Genomic DNA, 1,866 nt, shown 5'->3' with positions numbered 1-1,866 from the left:
ACCAGCGCCACGGCTTCTTGCGACGAAAACTGACGGAGCTGTTCGCGAATCGTACGAATCAGCGCAAAGCTGCTAATTTCCAATACGTCGATCTGAAGCCCCGCCTGCTGAAACGTCTGAATGTAGGTATCAGTAATTTCTCTACGGGTTGCTACTAATAAAACCTGAAATTTCTCGATGCCGTCTTCGTCCACAAACAGCCCTAGTTTTTGATAATCCACATCCGCCTCTTCGCGGGGAAACGGAAGGTAAAGGCTGGCTTCCTGGTTCAACACCATTTCCCGCAGTTCCTGGTCGTTCAGCTCTGCGGGAATCGGAATAATCCGAGTCACGGTATCGCGTCCTCCCGCAACAGCGGTGGCAACGCGCTTCACTTTAATTTTGTTCTCCGCCAGAATGGATTGAATTAGCTCCGCCATTCCTGGCGAATCCACAATCTGTCCTTCCTGAAACATGCCTTCTGGAACGGGAGTTGAAGACAAAGCGGCTAGCTTAAATCCAGCCCCCTGCTTTCGCAACTGAGCCACATTGATGCGATCGGAGGCTAGCTCAATCCCGATGCCCCGCGACGATTTTGACAGTAGATTTCTCAGGTTACTAACCACGACGTTACTGACTCACTAATATCAACTCACGGGGACGAAACGGCTTTTATCCCCAAAGAATACTGGATGCATGGTACCTAACTGTCCAGCAAAACGATCAGCTTGATTGACAACGATACAAAGCTTAAACAATGCGAACATTGTATACGCTTATTTCTCAATGAGGTAATGGGTCATGGGTAATCGACAACCCGACGGATAATGATTCCCCATGACTGACCCTAATCAATCAACCCATGCTCGTTCGCGTCAACTCCAACGCCATTATTCCTCTTGATCGACTCAAATTGCTTAAGCACGATCGCCACCTTAGAGATGTTTCCCGCTTGAGGATTTCACCTACTCACAAGCGATGTTACACACAATTTGCAGGATTGAGCAAAAAATTTTTGCAAGAAGTTGGAAGACGCGCAAAGATGAGGAGGTAAACGAACTTTTCCGCTGTCCGGTAGCCATTTTTTCCTTTAAAGAACTCCATTCTTCCACAGTTGATCCGCTGTTCCAATCCATGCTTGATCTCACCAAACTCGCTCAGCAGATGCAGGGAATTAGTCAGTATCTAACCCTGGAGGCAACCGCTACTCGTCAGCGGCTAGAACTGGCACAAACGCTGCTCAAGCAAGCCGTGCAACAGCAGCAAAATTTGGTCGGACAGCAGCAAACCTGGCACGATCGCCTCGGCTTCACCGCTGCTGCGCCTCTAGAGTCACTTAATCAACGCGTTGCCATTCCTACGCCACCCGCTGCCCACACTGTCCTCGCGACTGATGGGTCTCAGATTGCTCCCAACCACCACGAAATTGCCTACTGCTATCTAATCAACGTGGGTCGGATTCTGCTGCACTACGGGCAGAACCGTCTGCCCCTATTAGATAGCCAGCCAGAAGTGTTTTACCGCCCCGAAGACTTGTATATTTCGCGGCAGTGGGGCATTCGGACGGAAGAGTGGATGGGCTATCGGCGAACCGTGTCAGAGGCGATCGTGCTGGCAGAGCTAGCAGAAGGGGTGAGGGAGCCTGCCCCGTCCAAAACTCAAAGCTCAAAGCTCAAAGCTCAAAGCTCCGATCGTCAACTGTCCCTTCTGACCACGCCGCCGGTTGTAGCGATGGTGGATGGATCGCTAATTTACTGGTTTCTGGAGCAGTTGCCATCGGAGGCGCGCGATCGCATTCTGACGCCAATTCTGGAGGCGTGGGAGCGACTGCGATCGCTCAACATTCCCTTAGTGGGCTACGTCAGCGCCTCGCGTAGTGGGGAAGCG

Annotated in this window: 2 protein-coding genes; one reads left to right on the top strand and one right to left on the bottom strand. The window is 51.3% G+C overall.

Annotated elements, in window-relative coordinates; translation table 11 throughout:
* Nucleotides 1-605 (bottom strand): type IV pilus assembly protein PilM (pilM, locus tag H6F43_RS00880; RefSeq protein WP_190340145.1); only part of this gene is annotated, 605 nt, incomplete at its 3' end.
* Between the two features lie 508 nt (nucleotides 606-1,113).
* Between pilM and H6F43_RS00875 the strand changes: the two genes are divergently transcribed.
* On the top strand, nucleotides 1,114-1,866 hold a 753-nt coding region (locus tag H6F43_RS00875), incomplete at its 3' end, for a DNA double-strand break repair nuclease NurA (protein ID WP_190340144.1).

The organism is Leptolyngbya sp. FACHB-36 (genome assembly GCF_014695955.1).
In the GTDB taxonomy this organism is placed as follows: Bacteria; Cyanobacteriota; Cyanobacteriia; order Leptolyngbyales; family Leptolyngbyaceae; genus FACHB-36.
The sequence above is the reverse complement of the archived record's forward strand: the minus strand, read 5'-3'. Positions and strand labels throughout refer to the sequence as shown.